The sequence below is a fragment of the Microcoleus sp. K4-B3 genome (assembly GCF_036704615.1).
Lineage (GTDB): Bacteria > Cyanobacteriota > Cyanobacteriia > Cyanobacteriales > Microcoleaceae > Microcoleus.
This window is the reverse complement of the sequence record NZ_JAUBSF010000195.1, coordinates 1-2,421: the sequence shown is the minus strand read 5'-3', so window position 1 is coordinate 2,421 and position 2,421 is coordinate 1. Positions and strand designations below refer to the sequence as shown.

General features: G+C 41.1%; 1 protein-coding gene and 1 pseudogene. Both read right to left on the bottom strand.

The features are described from left to right. Window positions 1-120: 120 nt before the first annotated feature. Window positions 121-567 carry a transposase gene (locus QUA78_RS32205; protein WP_333307264.1) on the bottom strand — a complete coding sequence of 149 codons (447 nt, stop codon included), beginning with the start codon at window positions 565-567 and terminating at the stop codon, window positions 121-123. A 558-nt stretch (window positions 568-1,125) separates the two neighbouring features. After that, window positions 1,126-2,182: pseudogene (locus QUA78_RS32200) on the bottom strand (IS630 family transposase). Window positions 2,183-2,421 lie beyond the last annotated feature (239 nt).

The following is a 2,421-nucleotide window of genomic DNA, read 5'->3' as shown; positions in this document are numbered from 1 at the left end:
TTTTCCACATAATTGACTACTTTTTGTCTTAGGTCTAGACTGTAAGCCATTTTTTTGTAATTAACTATTTTTATCGATTTTATCATGATCTTACCTCTGTCTCACATTTATTTGAAATGACTATAAATATGAGCGCAAACGCATTAATTTATCAGCTTGAATGCCCGCAGTCTTCAGGACAAAAGGGGCACAACCATACTCACTGTCTATGAGTACAATTGGTCGTGAGGGTAGATATTGGCTGACTTGTCGTAGTTGCCAGACAGCTTTGTCAATAGGACTTTCCCAACTGGTAATTCGTTCGTGCCGTAATGGTAAAGCCCAACTACCTTCGCTCTCTGGAACCCAAGCAATTGTACTGTAACCTTGGCCCAAAGTAATTGGTCGGTTTCCAGGGATATCCGTTGCTTGATGTTCAATTGTTCGTTCTTGCAGAGTTACAGCATCTGGGCGCGGCCAACTGGTATGATCTATGGCGAGTATGGGACGGATATCTTTTGGGATGTGTTTAATATATATCTGCATCAATTTACGCGCCCGCTGGACGGCAATCTTGTAAGGCTTCATAAATACTTGACCAGCGTCGGCGAAACACAGGACACAGGGACAAGTCAGCTAGACAGTGGACATGGCGAGTCAATAGGATGGCATCAGTCAATTCAAACGTCGCATCGTGGGCCCGACATAAATACTGATAAGCCGCTTGACGAAATTCTTTTAATTTGGCAAGGTGCATATTGGCAGCTAAGGGTGGGTGGTACTACTCTTAGTTTCTGCTTTCGTGGGGTCTGCTTTTCAATTCAGACACCCTTTTTTTATCCCTGGATATTTTACTTAGTCTAAACTCCAGTAATCAGCCGTTAGACCATCTTAACTAACGATGGTTCAGATACATCTTTGCTTTCGCTACACATGAACTCTTGCTCAACAGTTACCAGATTCGGCTACCAGTATTTCTGTCTTTTACCCCCGCTTTACTCTGTTAGTTGCTACCCGACAAAGTAGGGGATATGCTTTCACTGCTGCACTTGCAGGCTAGGACTAAGAACTTGTGTATCCTGCACCTAGATATGTATTTAGTTATAAGTAGGTCGGCGGGAAAAATTACAAGTATGTAACAAAACATTAAGTAGGGTGACGGGACTTAAATTTAATACGTTGTGTACTGTAGTTTCCTCTTTTGCCTCTAACTTCTACTCCCTCAATTACGGCGTAGGCGAGTTCTAATTCATCGTCAAACATTTGCCCGGCTAATTCATCTTCTTTAATGTGTTGCCACTCTAATTCAATTGGGTTCATTTCGTCACAATATTTGGGCAAGAAAAAGATATATAAACCCTGCTCTTCCCACTTTGCCCATAACTGTTTAACCTCCTGGCATTTGTGTATTGGCCCGTTGTCTTGTACGATGATGCGGAGCCGTTTCATCTCAGCAGCAGATCAAGGCTTCTTGCTCCATCATCTGAATATAAGCTTTTCGATCTACACCTCCAATGACCAAACCATAGACAAAACTACTTAACGGTTCAAAAAGCCCAACAATGCTTAATCTACGACCTCGATTTTTAGTCTGTTCTATCCGTTTTTGCTCACCTTTTTGATAATAGGTATAACTCGGTTTACTCCACGCACAAAATCCTGATTCATCTAAATACTTTAAGTCGATTTCTCCCGCTGCCGCTGCTAATTCCAGCAGATCTAGGTCTGATTGCTTTATTTCTCGTTCTTTGGGGTCTTGTTTTCCTTTATGACTTGGACTAGCTCTTTTCCAAATAATCCCCTTTTTTTTAGTACCCGTCTTAATCGGTCGGGACTTAATTTAATCGAGCGCTCTTTTTCTAATTTATCAGCTAATTGAAAACTGTTATATGTACGTGGTTCTTTTTTAAGGCATTCTTCCAAAAACTCTATATCAAGAGTCTTTCCACTGCGATTTTCCGCCTCGACCTGGCTTTTCCCAAAGGCTTTCTATACCAAACTTTTCCCATTTATGTAAAACTACTCTCACCGTTTGTGAAGCCCAGCCAAAGTGAGCAGCTATTTTCTCCACATACCAGCCATGTGCATTTAACCTGATTACAAGAGCTCGAGCTTTGACTTTTTGTGGTACTTTCCCAGTTCTCAGATTTAATAGGGTTTTGTCTTGCTTTTGAGTCAGAAATACTCTTAATCGAGCGCCCATATATTAGTTACCCCACTAGAGCTAGAGTTTTATTTATGTATCTTAACATAGTTGTGTTTTTTCTCGCCGACCTACTTACCAACCAATTGGTTGGGCTAACCATCCTTGGAAATCTCTCCATTTCGGTTAAACGAATCGCACATCCGCCTGTTAATTGAAGGAGTCCGCCGCGAAACTATTCAAAAGATATTGGGAGTATCATCTCCATTTATCAGTAAGTGGAAAATCAATTATGCGTT

Excerpts from the sequence above, each read along its gene's own strand:
- QUA78_RS32205 (WP_333307264.1), bottom strand. The coding sequence starts at position 567 with ATGAAGCCTTACAAGATTGCCGTCCAGCGGGCGCGTAAATTGATGCAG.